Below are 16,383 nucleotides of genomic sequence, written 5' to 3'. Positions count from 1 at the left end.
ATTTCCTTTGTTGAAACAAAGATAAGTAAAAGTTTTTAAACTTTCAAAAATAAATGAAAGTTTGTTTGAAATAAAAAACCGAAGTAGAGATGCTTCGGTTTTCTATTGTTATAAATTTCTAAAAATCTATAACAATCCCGCTCTCTTCAATAAAGCATCTGGTTTTGGTTCCTGCCCTCTAAAACGTTTGTACAATAGCATAGGATGTTCCGTTCCGCCTTTGGAAAGTACATTTTCTTTGAATTTTTCGGCTACTTCAGTATTAAATATTCCTTCTTCCAGGAAATAATCAAATGCGTCTGCATCGAGAACTTCTGCCCATTTGTAACTGTAATATCCAGAAGAATAGCCTCCTTGAAAAATATGTGAAAAAGCGGTACTCATTGCGTTTTCTTTTACATCAGGATATAATTGTGTCGAAGCAAATTGTTCGGTTTCAAAAGATTTTATGTCAGTAATATTCGTTGGATCTTGTCCGTGCCAAGCCATATCCAATAATCCAAAACTCAATTGGCGCATTGTTGCCAAACCTTCTTGGAAACTGGCACTTTCTTTGATTTTTTCTACATATTCCTGTGGGATCACTTCACCGGTTTCATAATGATGTGCAAATAGAGCCAAAGCTTCTGGTTCGTAACACCAGTTTTCCATAATCTGGCTTGGTAATTCCACAAAATCCCAATAAACCGATGTTCCCGAAAGGTTTGGGTAAACGGTATCGGCTAACATTCCGTGCAATCCGTGACCAAATTCATGAAACAAAGTCGTCACTTCGTTAAATGTCAAAAGTGAGGGTTTGGTTTCGGTTGGTTTTGTAAAGTTGCAGACATTAGAAATATGCGGTCTTTCGTTTTTGCCGTCTTTTATGTATTGCGATTTGAAAGAAGTCATCCAGGCACCGTTTCGTTTGCCTTTTCTCGGAAAGAAATCGGCGTAGAAAACAGCGACCAATTCGTTGTTTTTATCAGTTACTTCATAAGTGGTAACTTCTTCATGGTATTTGTCGATATCGAAAACTTCGTTAAAAGTTAGTCCGTACAGTTTTCCAGCAATAGTAAAAGCGCCATTCAATACTTTCTCCAATTGGAAATACGGTTTCAATTTTTCATCATCCAGATTGAACAATTGCTGTTTCAATTTTTCTGAATAATAAGCACCGTCCCATTTTTCAAGCTGTTCGATGCCATCAAGTTCTTTGGCGAAAGCCGATAATTGTTCAAATTCTTTTTGTGCAGCTGGTTTGGCTTTAGCTAATAAATCATTGGAAAAGGATAACACTTTCTCTGGACTTTCTGCCATTCGCTCTTCAAGAACAAAATGAGCGTGAGTTTTATAACCCAAAAGATTGGCTCTTTCAAAACGCAGTTTAGCAATTTTTAAAACAATTTCCTGATTGTCAAATTCGTTTTTTTGAAAACATCTGGCTCCAAAAGCAATAGCCATTTTTTTACGCAATTCACGGTTGTCTGCATAAGTCACAAACGGAATATAACTTGGGTGATCTAAAGTAAAAATCCAGCCTTCTTTTTCTTGAGCTTTTGCTAATGAATGAGCGGCTTCGATTGTACCTTCCGGCAATCCTGCTAAATCCTTTTCATCAGTTAAATGCAATTCGAAAGCATTGGTTTCTGCCAAAACATTTTCACCAAATTGCAAATTCAACTTTGATAATTCTTTGTCAATTTCTCTAAGCTGGTTCTTTTTTTCCTCAGCTAAATTTGCTCCATTTCTGGAAAAACTTTTATATTGCTTGTCTAAAAGTGTCTTTTGTTCAGGATTTAAGGTCAAAGAATTTCTTTGCTCATAAACAGTTTTAACTCTTGCAAATAAATCTGCGTTTAATGTAACATCATTTCCAAATTCAGATAATAAAGGAGAAACTTCTTGAGCAATTTTTTGCATTTCATCACTCGTTTCAGCCGAGTTTAGATTAAAAAAGATGCTTGAGATTCGGTCTAAAGTATCTCCGCTGAAAGATAAAGTTTCAATTGTATTCTCAAAAGTAGGATTTTCTGTATTGTTGACAATGGCGTCAATTTCAGCTTTGGCTAGGACAATTGCTTCTTGAAAAGCAGGAAGATAATCTTCGTTATTTATCTTTGAAAAGGGCGCAGTATCTAGCTTGGTGTCAAATTTTTGTAGTAATATATTCATAATTATTTGTTCTGTTTTATCTCAAATGATTGACCGTAAAAAGTTTTGTGTAAAGGCTAAAAATAAGTAAAATATGTTAAAATCTTAAAAAAGCGTGTATTTAATCGATTATTTGTATACTTTTGCCGAATAATTAGTTAACACTAAGTTAATTCAGCCAGAAATTAAAACTCTTTTTGTCCCCAAATCGCAAAAGAAATTTATATTAAATACCACTATGATATTGATAAAATTAAACTCCCCCAAGTTTAGAATTTTACAATATCAAAAAAAGCTCCATTTTTTAGGAGCTTTTTTTATTTATTCAAATTTTCAGAAGATTTGTAAACAGCTTCTTTAAGACCATCTTTGTAAGAAATGATTTTATCTAAAATTGTTTTGTCGGCACTGCCAATAATTTGAGCAGCAAGGATTCCGGCATTTTTAGCTCCATTTAAGGCTACAGTTGCTACAGGAACGCCTCCAGGCATTTGTAAGATAGATAAAACGCTGTCCCATCCGTCAATAGAATTACTTGATTTTACAGGAACTCCAATTACAGGAAGAGGAGACATTGACGCCACCATTCCTGGCAAATGCGCTGCACCGCCAGCTCCAGCAATTATTACCGAGATTCCACGAGTATGGGCGTTTTTGCTGAAATCAAATAATTTTTCCGGTGTTCTGTGTGCCGAAACAATATCGACTTCTACAGCTATATCAAATCCTTTTAAAATGTCTATGGCATCCTGCATGACTGGCATGTCTGAAATGCTTCCCATTATGATGGCTACTTTGCTCATTTGTTTGTTATATTTATTGTGGTTCTGGAATCATCTCCCAAATGTTTATTTTGAATTCTTCTTGAATGGCTCTTAAATAGGATATTGATTTAATTTCGTTATCAATTTTGTCTTGAAAATATTTTTTTATCTCTATATCTGTTTGAAGTTTTCTGTCATTTATTGATTCTCTTCTTCGCTTTATGTAGTTTTTTCTGTCTTCAACTCTTTTTTGATTATTTAAGTCTAATAGGATAATTAGATTATTAGCTTCATCGTCATTTGGTTTTGCAAAATATTCGCCATCAGAATAGATAACTCTACTTTCAAAATCTTCTGCATAAGGCATTAATATTGGCTCTACCCAGTTATTTGTTTTTCTTTGATTAGGAAGATGTTTGACTTTATACCAATTGTAATAATCATCTTGTAGCTGGTCTTTTAAATTTGGGTTAAAATGTTCAATATCATTCGCATCATCATATCCAATATAGTGTTCTGTATAGGCACAAAATCCTTTTTGTTCTTTTAGAAGAATTGTACCCAATTTAGAATTATCTCGATTGGATTTATAAGTTAGATTATCAGAAATAATTTGAGAAGTTGAAGATTTTAAAACTCTTTTCATTCATTAAAAATTATATTTATCTCCAATAGACTCAATTTCGTTTTGAAGTTTTTGTTTTACTTCTTCATTTTTTTCAAATAGCAATTGTCTTCTCTTTTCAAGATATTCATTATAGACTTTTTTACCATATTTATTTATATAATCAATTCCAAAATCGTTATAAAGCATATCATTCGGGTCATCACCAATTGGAGAACTTCCTCTTCGCACGGCTACTTTTCCTTCTTCATCAAAATACAAAATAAATCTTTCGTCCGGTTCAAACGATGCAGCAATAAATGGAGAATGAGTAGCAACAATAAATTGTGCTTCGGTAGCTAATCGCTTGTAATGATCCATTAAATCCATTTGCATATCAGGATACAAGGAACGTTCTGGTTCGTCAATTAAAATAATGGAGTCTTTTGTGTCTAGTTTGAATAAGGGTAAAAACGATAATAATAACCCTTTTGTTCCTGTGCTTGTATTTTGGATTGGAATTATTTCATCTGTTCTTTTGTTCTTTATTGGAATGGAATATTCTGTGTTAAAAACATCAACTTCTAAATTTAATTTTTCTAAGATGGGATTTAATTTTTCTGCAAATAGTTCCAACTTGTTAGGATTTTCCTTCTGCCATTTTTCAAATTCAGCGCTCAACTTTTTTTGATTTGCTAATAACCCTTTGTGGATTAAATCTGACATTTTTTGGTTGAATTTTTTTCTATATTGCAAAATTTCCTTCAGTAAAACTAGCCATAAATCAGATTCAACGGTATCGTCAAAAATAACAGAATTTTCTTTGGAATAGAAGTTGTTGAAATTGAATTTGTCGTTTAATCCTGGATGTTTTTCAAATAAGTCAATTGGGTTTTTTGTAAAAAGATCAATGTTTTTGTCGGAAATTAAATTAGCTTTAAAATAATAAAGATATTTTTTTTCCTCTTCGGTTAATAAATTCGAAAAACTACCCGATACTATATATTTGAATGTGTTGTTTTTATAATTTAATTTTTCATTATTAATTTCAAATGAATTATTGTTTAAATTAAAAGTAACACTTCCGTTTATTATTTCTATACCACTTTTATATGAAAAAAAATTATCAATTACTATAGTGTTGTTTACTGCAATGTGTTGTTCTTTAATCAACTCCAATAAACTAGTTTTCCCAGTGGCACTTTGTCCAATAAAACATATCTTATCCAAAGGCTGACCTTTGCGTTCGCCACTTTGATACGTAAAATCAAAATCTAGATTTTCTAAATGTCTAAACTGATCGATATGTAATTTGGAGATTTTCATTTATTGGTTTTTTACAAATTTAGCAAAATTAATTTACTAATTATTTTACTGAATATTGCCTACTGAACACTAATCACCCTAATCGTATTCTTCACATCCTCGGCAATCCTTCTCGCTTCGTTTATATCTTCATTAACAATCGTGACATGTCCCATTTTTCTAAAAGGGCGGGTTTCTTTCTTGCCGTAAATGTGAGGGGTAACTCCATTCCAGCCTAATATTTTCTCAATGTTTTCATAAATGACATCTCCCGAAAAACCTTCGGCTCCCACTAAGTTTACCATAATTCCTGCCACTTTACTGTCGGTGTTTCCAAGAGGTAAGTCTAGAATGGCACGCAAATGGTTTTCAAATTGTGAAGTAAAGCTGGCTTCAATTGAGAAATGACCTGAATTATGAGGGCGTGGAGCAACTTCGTTTACTAGGATTTCATCATCTTCGGTTTGAAACATTTCAACTGCTAAAAGACCAACATGATTAAATTGCTGAGAAACATTTAATGCAATCGCTCTGGCTTTTTCGGCCACTTTGTCGTCTATTCGAGCAGGGCAGATAACATATTCAACCTGATTGGCTTCGGGGTGAAACTCCATTTCAACTACAGGATATGTTTTTATTTCTCCCTGCGGATTGCGGCATACAATTACGGCCAATTCGTTCTTGAAAGGAATCATCGTTTCGGCAATGCACTCTACATTTGGTAAATTTTCCAAATCAGATGTTTGTCTGATGACTTTTACACCGTTGCCATCGTATCCAAATTCGGTACATTTCCATACAAAAGGAAGTTGAATATTAGATTCTACTAAATCAACCACCAAGTCTTTTAAAGTGGCATATCTTTTAAAAGGAGCTGTTGGGATATTGTTTTTGATATAAAAATCTTTCTGAATGCCTTTGTTCTGAATCAATTTCAGCGTTTTTGGCGAAGGATATACTTTTTTGCCTTCGTTTTCCAATTTTTCCAATGCATCAAGATTCACTAATTCAATTTCGAAAGTCAAAACATCTACTTGTTTTCCAAAATTGTAAACCGTTTCAAAATCCATCAAATCACCTTGAAAAAAATGATTACAGGCTATTCTGCTGGGAGCTTCGTCACTTGGATCGAGTACATACGTTTGAATGTCAAATTTTCGGGTGTCAAACAACAGCATTTTGCCTAATTGTCCGCCACCGAGTATGCCTAATTTGAAATGGGATGAAAAATAGTTCATTTAGTTTATTGTATTTAAAAATTCATCTGGAGTAAAAACGTTGATTTCTGAAAATTTATAATCTTTCAAATCTCTAGTTATAATGCAATCCATTGTATTTATTGATTGTGCAGCGGTAATCTGAATAGCGTCTTCGAAATCTTTGTGACTGGATTTCAGGCTTTTTTTTAAAATTGATTCCGTAACAGCAATTATTGAAATGGTATCTAATAAATCTTCAATAATTGAGCGTAACTCTTTTTCGTCAACTACTCTTTTTGCTATATAATGCATCGTAGCAATAGAATGGGATGAAGAATACATTTTGATTTTGTTCCGTTGGCAATAATCGAAAATTAAAATTGCATTTTTTGAAAATGGAAATCGGTCAGCAACAATGTCAACCAATATGTTGGTATCAAGAAAAATATGTTTAAAACCCATATTTTTCTCTGTAATGTTCTTCTTTTACTTTTTCTTCGTCAAAATCGGGTGGAAGCGTAATTCTACCAATCAGTTTTTTTACTTTTGGATGTATATCATCTGGTATTTCTGACTTTTCGGTAAGATTTTTGAAATAATTTTCCACCAATTCAGACAAACTCCTTCCCGTTTTTTTTGCATACGATTTAGCGTTTTCAATAACGGTTTTTTCTAACGATAATGTGAGTTTAGTATTCATTTGTAGATATTTATTGTTTTTTATCGGTCAAATGTAATTCGCATATTTTTATTGGCATTTGCAACCAATTTAAGGTCATGCTCATTTCATGTACGTATAGTTTTTACAAATGTACGGATATTTTTTGTTTTGCTTATTTTTGGCTGTAGAAAATGCTATTTTATTTTCTTTAAAACTTCTTTGGCGACAGCCTTATAAGCAGCGCTGTGATTTGGAAAATCTTTGGTAATTATGATTTTTAATTCGGGATGAATCCAGTCATAATGCTTTCCCAAAAGATATAAAGTCCGCATCGAATACGCTTTGCAAGCTACTTTGGTATCGTTAATCAGCCAGTCAAAAGAGCTTTCTGTTATTTCTTCCAAATGCTTTTCGGAAAGAATTATTTTCTTTTCTTTATAATGGGAAAATACCAAAAGCTGGCAGATTTTGGCAACTGGGCGTATGGCACTTTCGTCTTTAAGGTTTTTGATTTGAGAACAGAAAAAATCCAAATGTGCTGTAAGCCATTCCAATTTTTGGTAACATACAAATTCCAGAATCCAATAGGCTTTGGATGAATTTTTGTTCGAAATCTGAAAACACAGTTGGATTAACTCAGGGAAAAGTTCGGGATTGTTAAGGACTTCATCGGCATATTTTTGCCTATTGGCTCTATGTCCAGTTACATAATCTAAATTTTTTTGGAATTCGGTGACCATCATTTCTGTTTTTGATTTAAAAGTACAAATCAATTGACAATTGTCAAAAGTGAAATCCCTATCTTTGCCAAATATTTTAAAATATAAAACTGTGATACAACTACACGATAAACAATTTGTTCCGTTTATTTCAGCCAAAGAAATAAACTTCGCTATTGAAAAAATGGCAGCACAAATAGAAGACGATTTTTTTGACGAAACGCCAATTTTTATTGGAGTCCTAAACGGTTCTTTTATGGTAGTTTCCGATTTTTTAAAATTATACAAAAAACCCTGTGAAGTTTCATTTATTAAATTAGCATCCTACGAAGGAACATCTTCTACAGAATCCGTTAAGCAATTAATTGGTTTAAATCAAGATTTAACGGGGCGTACAGTAATTGTTATAGAAGATATTATTGATACAGGAAATACTTTGGAAGAATTAAAAAAATTGTTTAAAAGCCAGAATGTAAAGCATTTTAAAATTGCCACGCTTTTCTTCAAGCCGGATGCATTTAAAAAAGACCTGAAAATTGACTATGTCGGAATTCGAATTCCAAATAAATTCATCGTTGGTTTTGGATTGGATTACGATGGTTTAGGTCGAAATTTACCCGAAGTGTATCAGTTAAAAGAATAACCAAAAGAGAAACTAAAATAGTAAAAACCACAATATAACAAAGGAATGATTAATATAATTTTATTTGGAAAGCCGGGGGCTGGAAAAGGAACTCAGGCAGAATTTTTAAAAGAAAAATATAAATTAACACATATTTCTACTGGAGATGTTTTTCGTTACAATTTGAAAAATGACACTCCGTTAGGTAAAGAAGCAAGAGTTTTTATGGATGCCGGAGATTTAGTTCCAGATGAATTGACGACTAAAATGCTTATTGATGAGGTGAACAAACACTTGGATTCAAACGGAATTTTATTCGACGGATATCCACGAACAATCGCTCAAGCCGAAGCTTTGGATGCCTTTTTGCCAACTATTGGCTCAAGAGTAAATGCAACTGTTGCTCTGGAAGCCGATGACAATATCTTAGTGGCTAGATTATTGGAAAGAGGAAAAACCAGCGGAAGAGTAGACGATCAAGACGAAGAAAAAATTAGAAATCGTTATCAGGAATACAATGATAAAACGGCTCCGCTAATAGGATATTATAAGGATCAAAATAAGTTTCACGCTGTAAACGGAATAGGAACTATTCGGGAAATTACAGAAAGACTTACCGCAGTTATCGATAATTTATAGGAGCAATCTCCAGCTGTACGTTTCAAGTCACAGCCATAAAATAACTATTTTTCTATGTCATAAAAGGAGAAGTAAAGAGGAATCATCCTGTTTTCTCCCTCTCTTTTGGAGAGGGTTGGGGTGAGGAGTCGTTCTTTTATAACAGGAAAAATTAGTTTTTTATAGCAGTGAGCTTTTCACCTCCATCTGGGCTATTAAAATAAGATTACACAACAAAAGGATTTTCATAAAATCCAATATATAAACGAATTATCTAAACATTGGAAATAGTAATAATATTTTTTCTAATACTCTTAAATGGGGTTTTCTCTATGTCTGAAATTGCATTGATTTCGGCCAGAAAAAACAGATTGGAAACCGCAGCAAAAAAAGGAAATAAAAATGCCCAAACCGCTTTAGATTTGGCCAATTCGCCCAATAAATTTCTGTCGACAGTACAAATAGGAATCACTCTTATCGGGATACTTACAGGGATTTACAGTGGTGATAAAATCACGGCCGATGTCGAAGCGTTTGTAAAAGGATTTCAGATATTGATTCCTTATGCACATTCAATAGCAGTTGGGATTGTAGTTGTGGTGCTGACATTTTTTTCTTTGGTACTAGGAGAATTATTTCCAAAAAGAATTGGATTGAATTATCCCGAAGGCATTGCAAAAGCCGTTGCATTGCCAATGAAAATAATTTCTGTAATAACAGCTCCTTTTATTTGGCTGTTAACCACATCGACCGATTTCTTACTGGATGTTTTGCGAATAAAGCCTACCGCTGACGGAAAAGTAACCGAGGAAGAGATAAAAGCCATCATTAAAGAAGGCACTGAAGGAGGAGAAGTTCAGGAAATAGAGCAAGATATAGTAGAACGTGTTTTTCATATTGGCGATAGAAAAATCAATTCGCTGATGACCCATAGAAAATCGGTGATGCTTTTACCTTTGCATTCCGATAAAAATAAGGTAAAAGAATTTATGCTAAAAGAACTGCATTCTATTTACCCAGTTTATGGAGAGAATTATGATGATATTGTTGGTGTTGTAAATTTGAAAAACATCTTCGCTCATTTTGAAAGTGACAGTTTCAACTTGTCTGAAATCATGACCGAAGCTCCTTTTATGATGGAACAAACAACGGCTTATAAAGCATTGGAACAATTCAAAAGAACAGGAATTCATTATGCTTTTGTTTCAGATGAATACGGAATTTTTCAAGGGGTAATTACTTTAAATGACATTCTTGAAGCTCTGGTTGGAAATGCATCTGATTTTTATAAAGATGATTTTAAGCTAATCGAAAGAGAAGATGGAACTTGGATGGTAGATGGGCATTATTCACTGCATGATTTCCTTACTTATTTTGAGTTGGATGATTTGATAAATGATTATGAAGTGACCACAGTAAGTGGATTAATAATGACCGAATTATCTAGAATCCCAAAAGAAGGAGAAAAGCTGATTTGGCAAAAATTTGTGCTAGAGGTCATCGATATGGATGGCGTGAAGATTGATAAAGTAATGGTGAAAGCCTTAAAGGTTTAAAAAAATGGTTTAAAAACTTAAGTGTTTAAATTAGTTGGATTCAGCTAAAGTTAAATCTAAGTTTTAAACTTTAAAGAAAAGAATATGACAGAAGGGAATTTTGTAGATTACGTAAAAATTTATGTTTCGTCCGGTAAAGGAGGAAAGGGGTCTACGCACTTGCATAGAGAAAAATTTATTGAAAAAGGCGGGCCAGACGGTGGTGATGGTGGACGAGGAGGACATGTTTATCTAGTGGGAAATAAAGGACTTTGGACTTTATTTCATTTAAAATTTGCCCGTCATATCAAAGCAGGTTTTGGTGGTGATGGAAGTGGAGATAGAAGTACTGGTGCCGATGGTGAAGATAAATACATCGAAGTTCCATTGGGAACAGTTGTAAAAGATAAAGAAACTGGCGAAACATTATTTGAAATTACAGATGATGGCGAAAAGAGAGTTCTTTGTAAAGGAGGAAAAGGAGGTTTAGGAAACTGGCATTTTAGAAGTTCAACGAATCAAACGCCTCGCTATTCCCAGCCAGGTTTGCCAGGTGTTGAAATGGATGTGATTTTGGAACTTAAAGTTTTAGCCGATGTTGGTTTGGTAGGTTTTCCAAATGCTGGAAAATCAACTTTATTGTCGGTATTGACATCTGCAAAACCAAAAATTGCCGATTATCCTTTTACAACTTTAAAACCAAATCTTGGAATTGTAGCTTACAGAGATTTTCAATCTTTTGTAATTGCTGATATTCCTGGAATTATCGAAGGTGCAGCCGAAGGAAAAGGACTTGGTCATTATTTTCTGCGTCATATAGAGCGTAATTCGACTTTATTGTTTTTGGTTCCTGTTGATACTCCAAACATCAAAGAAGAATATGATATCTTGGTGAATGAATTGACAAAATACAATCCGGAAATGCTTGATAAAGAACGTTTGTTAGTCATTTCAAAATGCGATATGTTAGACGATGAATTGAAAGCTGAATTGAAAGCTGAATTAGATGTTGTTTTCAAGGATGTTCCGTATATGTTTATTTCATCGGTTGCTCAACAAGGGCTGACTGAATTGAAAGACAAATTATGGAAAATGCTGAATGAATAATTAATTCGATTTTATATTGAAAACCGTTTCATTTTTGTTTATGAAAATTGTCACAAGAGCTTAAAAAAAGCCAGTATACAATCGAGTAGACGGCTCCGCCAGTAATGACGGAGTGCGCCTCTCACACCACCGTACATACGGGTCTCGTATACGGCGGTTCGCAAAATGATGGGTTGAGTTCCATGTAAATCTCCAGCATCGATTGATAGCCTTTCTTCTTGAGCCGTTGCAGGGTAATTGTAGTGTTTAGAATCGGACTCTGGGCAATACGCCAGCCTCCTTTTCGGGTTCTGCTCCACGCATAAGCATGGTCTTTATCAACACCTAGACGCATCAGGTTTTTCCTTTTGCGTTCGGGTTTCTTCCAGTCCGTCCAGATGCAGTAGCGCAGGCGGTTACGCAGCCAACCATCAATATCTCGTAACTTTCCTTGAATACTTGTCCCTCGAAAATAGTTTAACCATCCTCGCTGAATCTCATTGATTTTACGAATGCGTTCCTCGAAACTTCTCGGTGCGGTTTTGCGAGTCACTTCTTTTAGACTCTGTTTGAGTTTTGCCCAAGCTTTGTCCCCTACTGTTAATTGATACCTCCCTTTTACCCCTTTTTGATAGGTTGATGCAAATGAAAATCCCAATATCGTGAATTGAATGGGTTTTCTAATCCCGCTCTTTTCCAGATTGATGGTCAGTTTCAGCTTGTCTCTCAAAAATAGAAAGACAGCGTTTCCAACCGTTTTGGCTTGATATCTCGATTTGGTGTAAATACTGAAATCATCGGCATAACGGACAAACTTCAAGCCTTTTCGTGTCAGTTCTTTGTCCAATTCGTGGAGCAAAATATTTGACAAAAGCGGGCTAATCGGACTTCCCTGAGGAACACCTTTTCTGCGTTTGACCAGTTTGCCTTTGATGAGTATCGGCACTCGCAACCATTTGCGGATTAATCGCAAAGTCGTTGGGCATTTTACCCTTTGGTAAATTAGGTTCATCAGCAAGCAGTGATCTACTTCGTCAAAGAAGGTCTTTAGGTCAATGTCTACAATATAATTGCAGCCTTCGTGAATGTTTCCCAAGGCTTTGCCCACCGCTTGGCGGGCATTTTTGTTGGGACGGAATCCGAAGCTGTTTTCACTAAAATCCTTTTCAAATCTAGGCATCATCGCTTGCGACACGGCTTGTTGAAGCAGTCTGTCCACTACTGTTGGGATTCCCAAGAGTCGGAACTTTCCGCCTCCTTTTGGAATCTCCACACCAAGAATAGGTTGCGGTAAGTAATACCAAACGCATTTAATTTTTAGACCAAATTTGATCTAAAAAGACGTAGGCATAACCACAGATACTCATTACCTCTTTTTTACTTGTGTTTTTAACTGCAGTAATAATGAAATCTTCTACATCTTCGATTGAATTATAAAATTTATTAGAAAATTCTCTTTTGTATTTTGCCCACATTTTTTCGGCTGGATTAAGTTCCGGGCTATATGGTGGCAGGAAAACCAAAACAATATTTTCTGGAACGATCAATCTTTTAGCCTTATGGAATCGCCCATTATCCAATACCATTATTTTGAGTTCTTTGGGGTTTTCTTTTGAAAAATTATTTAGAAAAATTTGAAAATTATCAGTGTTGCAATGTGGAAGTATTAATTGAAAATGATCCCCTGTTATGGGCGAAAAAGCCCCAGAAAGCCATGTTGATTTAAAAACTTGTTGGAAAGTGCAAATTGGTTTAACCCTAATTGCAGTAACTGATTTTCCATTTCGAGTAAATAAGCCAAAACGTGACTCATCTTGAAAATATAAATTTACAGAGCTAAAATCGCCTACAGCATTTAGTGCTGTTTCTTGACAGATTCTTCCGAAGTCTTTTTAAAAGAGCTTCCTAGGTCTTCATCTTTTTTGACATGACTTTTGCGGGCAACTTTTACACTTGATTTAAAATTTCTGATGCAGTAATAAAGCAAGGTGTTGTAATTAAAGCTTTTTCCAGTTTCTTTTTCAATCCAATCTTTTAATTCTACATAACCTTGAAGCCCATTTTGAGGGTTATTGAGTTTTGTTTCCAACATCGTGTGTTCAGCAGCATTAAAAACAGATGGCTTGAAGCCTGTTTTTCCATGTTTAATCAAACCATCAATTCCAGAATTGAGGTATAATGTCCGCCATTTCTGAACACTGTTTGGGGCAACCCCTGCTAATTTAGCAACTTCACGTCTAGAAATCCCTGTTTCTTCATTTTGCTTCAAAATTAAAAGTACTCTCAAGCGTTGTCCAATAAATGGAATAGATTGCTTAAGTAGATTTTTAATCTCTTTTTCAGTTTCCTTAATTACCAAAATTTTTGGATGTGCCATGATCACTGTTATAATATAGTCCAAATGTAATTTAAAAAAAACAATTATCAAAATTGGTATTTATTATATTTTTGTTTGGTATAACGGTCTTTCTTAATATCTTCCAGTAATGCTGGTTTGTGTTCACGGAAATAATCCGCCAGTTGAGTGGTTTTTAGTCCATCAACGCCCGCACTGCCTTTGTTGACTACTACTTGACGTAGCGCCTTTTGGAGATTGTAAGGATGTGTTACTTGTGCAATCATGCTTGCTGTTTTACATTAAATTCTTCCTGTTCCGCTTTTCTAGGGCTATAACTTGCGTTATTCCGTTAGAAATTAAGAACCATTTGCGTTCAGTCCTTCCTTGTTTGTGAGTCCTATACCTTTCTAGTGGTAACTCGTTGCCCCAAGTACTATGACCTCTGCTGACTTCTCCACCTAAACAGCTCGTGGTTGTAAAGACCTCCCTCGGTAAGCACTTCCTCTTTCCGTCTATCCCCGACGCATCTACTAACTAAACCTGTTGTCTCTAGGCTTTGCATTGCTGTGCATGCTTACCCAATTTAGCTAGCCTCTTATGCGCTTTGTGTTCCTCGGTACAGACTTTTGCCGTTGGGCTTCCTTCACTGCATGGATTACTCCAAACCAGCTTGCCTCGTGCTAATCGGCTCAATATAATTTCAACAACTTGCCGATAAGGGACTTGCACCCTCTAGATAAAATTCCTACTTTTGAGGAATTGGAAGTGCATGCAAGGCACACACAGCCACTACAACGGATTTGGGCATTGGGCTTAATGGAAAGATGGTTTTGTATTTGGGGTGATTTAGCAAATCCGAAAACATGGCTTAATTTAACCTCAAACCTCTTGTAGCAAGAAAATGTTATGGATCAGGCTAGAACGACAAAAAACAGACGTTGACTTAATCAAAATAATTTGTAAATGATCTCAATTAAAGAATTAAATAAAGATAATCTTGACGGTTTTATTCAATACTTGACAATTCATCTTTCTGAAAACGGACAAAACGAAACAGCTCTTTTTCAACCACTTTCTAAACAACAATCTACACTTTCCAACGAATGGAAGGCAAAATTTGAGGACGGAATGAATAAAAAAAATGACGAAATTGGATGGAGGAAAGTTTGGGTTGCAGTAAATGAAGAAAGCAATATTGTTGGACATATTGACATTCGTTCCCAAAATCAGTTAAATACAGAACATAGAGTATTACTTGGAATGGGAGTTGACAGTAATTTTCGTAATTTGAAAATTGGTCATAAGTTATTAGAATTCATTATTAACTATTGTAGAGATAATCACAAAATTAGTTGGATTGATTTGCAAGTTTTGACAAATAATATCCCAGCAACCAAACTTTACGAAAAAATGAATTTTGAGCAATTGAGCTTAACAAAGGATATGTATAGAATTGACAATATTTCTTACGACTATACTTCTATGACATTAAATGTTGAAACTTAGATAGAAGAAATAAAAGTTCAAACCGCTAACATTTGCTACAATAGATTTGGGTTTTTGGCTTAATTTAAGCATTGTTTTGTGTTTTAAAGATTAGTGATTAACCAAAAATTTAGGCGTACTTTTTCCAAACCCGCTGTGGCAACGAACGTTAGCAGTCACTGCACCAACTCACTGCCTACAGACAAAAAAACCAACTAAACTTAATGAACGACAAGAAAAATATTTTTGTAATTATTGGAAGTGCAAGTTCAAATTCTGCAAACTTAAAACTTGTTGAAGAAATTGCTCGTTTGACTGCGAATGAATTAAACTTGAGAGTTTATGACGAATTAAAATCACTTCCACATTTTGACCCAGAACTTTCCACTGACAATCCACCCAAACAAATTGTAGAATTAAGAAACGAAATCGAAAAATCTGACGGACTAATTATTTGTACACCAGAATATGTTTTTAGTATTCCCAGCGGACTTAAAAACGCTATCGAATGGTGTATCTCGACAACAATTTTCTCGGACAAACCAAGTGGACTCATAACCGCTTCTGCAAGCGGACAAAAAGGACACGAAGAATTGCAGCTTATAATGAAAACTGCAATGGCAAAATTTACAGACGAAACTTGTTTGCTTATTCAAGGAATAAAAGGAAAATTTGACGAACAAGGAAATTTAATTGACAATGAAACCAAAAAACAATTAGACAAATTTATTGACGCTTTAATGAAATTAACAGACGAAAAATAGTCCATCCTGCTGAAAAACCAAGGATACTTTATTAAACAACAAAAATAAAAATAATGACAGAAAAATTCGGGAGGACAATTCCAGCTGACGCAGTAAAATATTTTCGCAGTTGTATTGTAAATGGTGACTTACAAGGAGCTTTAAGCTGTTTCGACAAAGATGCTGCATACATTGAGAGAGACGGACAAGAAATTAGAGGATTAGACAATATTGAAAAATCAATGAAACATCTTTGCACGTGGAGACCTGAAATAATAGGAAGTAACCATAGGGTAACAATCGTAGGGAATCTTGCTATTTGGGTCGACAAATGGTCGTTAAAAGCAACAATGCCCGACGGAAGCCCTGTTGAAATGAATGGTGCAACAAGTTGCATGATGAAGAAAAACGACGAAGGAATTTGGTTATGGCTGGTAGACAATCCATTTGCATCACAAATTTTTGAATTTTAACTGCTTGCATGTATCCTAAACTGGTGCTCGTTTACAACGAGCATCTACTTAAATTAGAAGATAAATATCGTAGTGTTTGCAACACGGGTTATTAAAGC

General features: G+C 34.7%; 18 protein-coding genes and 1 pseudogene. 7 read left to right on the top strand and 12 right to left on the bottom strand.

Annotated features, from left to right (window positions below):
• Window positions 1-126: 126 nt before the first annotated feature.
• The 8 genes from CLU83_RS20300 to CLU83_RS20265 form a co-directional block, all read right to left on the bottom strand.
• Window positions 127-2,154: a M3 family metallopeptidase gene (locus tag CLU83_RS20300; RefSeq protein WP_100433286.1), complete on the bottom strand. Its 2,028-nt coding sequence runs from the start codon at window positions 2,152-2,154 to the stop codon at window positions 127-129.
• Window positions 2,155-2,450: 296 nt separating this feature from the next.
• The gene (gene purE / locus CLU83_RS20295) at window positions 2,451-2,936 is read right to left on the bottom strand and encodes a 5-(carboxyamino)imidazole ribonucleotide mutase (protein ID WP_100433285.1); all 486 of its coding nucleotides are present in this window, start codon (window positions 2,934-2,936) and stop codon (window positions 2,451-2,453) included.
• Window positions 2,937-2,949: 13 nt separating this feature from the next.
• Entirely contained in the window at window positions 2,950-3,543 is a 594-nt protein-coding gene (locus CLU83_RS20290) for a hypothetical protein (protein ID WP_100433284.1), read from the bottom strand.
• Between the two features lie 3 nt (window positions 3,544-3,546).
• Entirely contained in the window at window positions 3,547-4,827 is a 1,281-nt protein-coding gene (locus tag CLU83_RS20285; RefSeq protein ID WP_100433283.1) for an ATP-binding protein, read from the bottom strand.
• Between the two features lie 59 nt (window positions 4,828-4,886).
• Window positions 4,887-6,044: a 5-(carboxyamino)imidazole ribonucleotide synthase gene (locus CLU83_RS20280; RefSeq protein WP_100433282.1), complete on the bottom strand. Its 1,158-nt coding sequence runs from the start codon at window positions 6,042-6,044 to the stop codon at window positions 4,887-4,889.
• On the bottom strand, window positions 6,045-6,467 hold the full coding sequence (locus CLU83_RS20275) for a PIN domain-containing protein (protein WP_100433281.1): 423 nt from the start codon (window positions 6,465-6,467) through the stop codon (window positions 6,045-6,047).
• Window positions 6,457-6,705, bottom strand: a complete 249-nt coding sequence (locus CLU83_RS20270) for a DUF6364 family protein (protein WP_100433280.1) — start codon at window positions 6,703-6,705, stop codon at window positions 6,457-6,459. The genes CLU83_RS20275 and CLU83_RS20270 overlap by 11 nt, the downstream gene beginning before the upstream one ends.
• Before the next feature lie 155 nt (window positions 6,706-6,860).
• The gene (locus tag CLU83_RS20265; RefSeq protein WP_232727205.1) at window positions 6,861-7,409 is read right to left on the bottom strand and encodes a hypothetical protein; all 549 of its coding nucleotides are present in this window, start codon (window positions 7,407-7,409) and stop codon (window positions 6,861-6,863) included.
• A gap of 88 nt (window positions 7,410-7,497) precedes the next feature.
• Here CLU83_RS20265 and hpt point away from each other — a divergent pair, with 88 nt between their 5' ends.
• From hpt to obgE, 4 genes are all read left to right on the top strand, one after another.
• A complete protein-coding gene (hpt, locus tag CLU83_RS22605) occupies window positions 7,498-8,028 on the top strand; it encodes a hypoxanthine phosphoribosyltransferase (protein ID WP_100433815.1) in 531 nt (176 codons plus the stop codon).
• Between the two features lie 45 nt (window positions 8,029-8,073).
• Window positions 8,074-8,646: an adenylate kinase gene (locus CLU83_RS22600; protein WP_100433278.1), complete on the top strand. Its 573-nt coding sequence runs from the start codon at window positions 8,074-8,076 to the stop codon at window positions 8,644-8,646.
• Window positions 8,647-8,906: 260 nt separating this feature from the next.
• A complete protein-coding gene (locus CLU83_RS20250; RefSeq protein ID WP_100433277.1) occupies window positions 8,907-10,181 on the top strand; it encodes a hemolysin family protein in 1,275 nt (424 codons plus the stop codon).
• Window positions 10,182-10,265: 84 nt separating this feature from the next.
• Entirely contained in the window at window positions 10,266-11,267 is a 1,002-nt protein-coding gene (obgE, locus tag CLU83_RS20245; protein WP_100433276.1) for a GTPase ObgE, read from the top strand.
• A 121-nt stretch (window positions 11,268-11,388) separates the two neighbouring features.
• Here obgE and ltrA read toward each other — a convergent pair.
• The 4 genes and pseudogenes from ltrA to CLU83_RS20225 form a co-directional block, all read right to left on the bottom strand.
• Window positions 11,389-12,543, bottom strand: a pseudogene (gene ltrA, locus CLU83_RS20240) (group II intron reverse transcriptase/maturase); the annotation flags it as partial.
• A gap of 13 nt (window positions 12,544-12,556) precedes the next feature.
• Entirely contained in the window at window positions 12,557-13,123 is a 567-nt protein-coding gene (locus tag CLU83_RS20235; RefSeq protein ID WP_100429851.1) for an IS630 family transposase, read from the bottom strand.
• The gene (locus CLU83_RS20230; RefSeq protein ID WP_100429927.1) at window positions 13,102-13,623 is read right to left on the bottom strand and encodes a helix-turn-helix domain-containing protein; all 522 of its coding nucleotides are present in this window, start codon (window positions 13,621-13,623) and stop codon (window positions 13,102-13,104) included. The genes CLU83_RS20235 and CLU83_RS20230 overlap by 22 nt, the downstream gene beginning before the upstream one ends.
• Before the next feature lie 47 nt (window positions 13,624-13,670).
• Window positions 13,671-13,868, bottom strand: coding sequence for a hypothetical protein (locus CLU83_RS20225; RefSeq protein WP_100433274.1), 198 nt, complete (start codon window positions 13,866-13,868; stop codon window positions 13,671-13,673).
• A gap of 679 nt (window positions 13,869-14,547) precedes the next feature.
• Between CLU83_RS20225 and CLU83_RS20220 the strand changes: the two genes are divergently transcribed.
• The 3 genes from CLU83_RS20220 to CLU83_RS20210 all read left to right on the top strand — a co-directional run bounded on the left by CLU83_RS20220 (window position 14,548) and on the right by CLU83_RS20210 (window position 16,285).
• Window positions 14,548-15,090, top strand: coding sequence for an N-acetyltransferase (locus CLU83_RS20220; protein WP_100433273.1), 543 nt, complete (start codon window positions 14,548-14,550; stop codon window positions 15,088-15,090).
• A 203-nt stretch (window positions 15,091-15,293) separates the two neighbouring features.
• Window positions 15,294-15,833, top strand: coding sequence for an NADPH-dependent FMN reductase (locus CLU83_RS20215; RefSeq protein WP_100433272.1), 540 nt, complete (start codon window positions 15,294-15,296; stop codon window positions 15,831-15,833).
• A gap of 53 nt (window positions 15,834-15,886) precedes the next feature.
• Complete coding sequence (locus CLU83_RS20210; RefSeq protein WP_100433271.1) at window positions 15,887-16,285, top strand: DUF4440 domain-containing protein; 399 nt, start codon at window positions 15,887-15,889, stop codon at window positions 16,283-16,285.
• Window positions 16,286-16,383 lie beyond the last annotated feature (98 nt).

The organism is Flavobacterium sp. 1 (assembly GCF_002797935.1).
In the GTDB taxonomy this organism is placed as follows: Bacteria; Bacteroidota; Bacteroidia; order Flavobacteriales; family Flavobacteriaceae; genus Flavobacterium.
This window is presented reverse-complemented; position numbering and strand designations above follow the sequence as displayed.

Coding starts and splice junctions, on each gene's coding strand:
- CLU83_RS20210 (WP_100433271.1), top strand. CDS start 15,887: ATGACAGAAAAATTCGGGAGGACAATTCCAGCTGACGCAGTAAAATAT.
- CLU83_RS20280 (WP_100433282.1), bottom strand. CDS start 6,044: ATGAACTATTTTTCATCCCATTTCAAATTAGGCATACTCGGTGGCGGA.
- CLU83_RS20275 (WP_100433281.1), bottom strand. CDS start 6,467: ATGGGTTTTAAACATATTTTTCTTGATACCAACATATTGGTTGACATT.
- CLU83_RS20230 (WP_100429927.1), bottom strand. CDS start 13,623: ATGGCACATCCAAAAATTTTGGTAATTAAGGAAACTGAAAAAGAGATT.
- CLU83_RS20225 (WP_100433274.1), bottom strand. CDS start 13,868: ATGATTGCACAAGTAACACATCCTTACAATCTCCAAAAGGCGCTACGT.
- CLU83_RS20215 (WP_100433272.1), top strand. CDS start 15,294: ATGAACGACAAGAAAAATATTTTTGTAATTATTGGAAGTGCAAGTTCA.
- CLU83_RS20220 (WP_100433273.1), top strand. CDS start 14,548: ATGATCTCAATTAAAGAATTAAATAAAGATAATCTTGACGGTTTTATT.
- CLU83_RS20290 (WP_100433284.1), bottom strand. CDS start 3,543: ATGAAAAGAGTTTTAAAATCTTCAACTTCTCAAATTATTTCTGATAAT.
- CLU83_RS20285 (WP_100433283.1), bottom strand. CDS start 4,827: ATGAAAATCTCCAAATTACATATCGATCAGTTTAGACATTTAGAAAAT.
- purE (WP_100433285.1), bottom strand. CDS start 2,936: ATGAGCAAAGTAGCCATCATAATGGGAAGCATTTCAGACATGCCAGTC.
- obgE (WP_100433276.1), top strand. CDS start 10,266: ATGACAGAAGGGAATTTTGTAGATTACGTAAAAATTTATGTTTCGTCC.
- CLU83_RS20265 (WP_232727205.1), bottom strand. CDS start 7,409: ATGATGGTCACCGAATTCCAAAAAAATTTAGATTATGTAACTGGACAT.
- CLU83_RS20270 (WP_100433280.1), bottom strand. CDS start 6,705: ATGAATACTAAACTCACATTATCGTTAGAAAAAACCGTTATTGAAAAC.
- CLU83_RS22600 (WP_100433278.1), top strand. CDS start 8,074: ATGATTAATATAATTTTATTTGGAAAGCCGGGGGCTGGAAAAGGAACT.
- CLU83_RS20300 (WP_100433286.1), bottom strand. CDS start 2,154: ATGAATATATTACTACAAAAATTTGACACCAAGCTAGATACTGCGCCC.